The organism is Kitasatospora sp. NPDC089913 (assembly GCF_044748625.1).
In the GTDB taxonomy this organism is placed as follows: Bacteria; Actinomycetota; Actinomycetes; order Streptomycetales; family Streptomycetaceae; genus Kitasatospora.
In genome coordinates this window covers 178,170-178,457 of the sequence record NZ_JBIVGI010000007.1, presented here as the reverse complement: position 1 = coordinate 178,457, position 288 = coordinate 178,170, and the positions used below count along the sequence as shown (strand labels likewise).

The window sequence follows — 288 nt, the reverse complement described above, 5'->3', positions numbered from 1 at the left end:
GTAGCGGGTCCAGGGTGCGCCGTCGTACCAGTACGCGCCCTGAATGGAGCCGTTGGCTCCGATCCACCAGAGTTCCATGCTGCCGGGGATGCGGGAGACGGCGGTGATGCCGCCGTTGGTGGAGGCGCTCCCGGCGGGGGCGATCTCGTAGCGGTTCCAGGGTGTGCCGTCGTACCAGTACGCGCCCTGAATGGAGCCGTTGGCTCCGGTGAACCAGAGTTCCATGCTGCCGGGGATGCGGGAGACGGCGGTGATGCCGCCGTTGGTGGAGGCGCTCCCGGCGGGGGC

Annotated in this window: 1 pseudogene; it reads right to left on the bottom strand. The window is 69.8% G+C overall.

Annotation, left to right across the window (positions count from 1 at the left end):
* A pseudogene (locus ACIPYS_RS13985) lies at nucleotides 1-288 on the bottom strand (hypothetical protein); the annotation flags it as partial.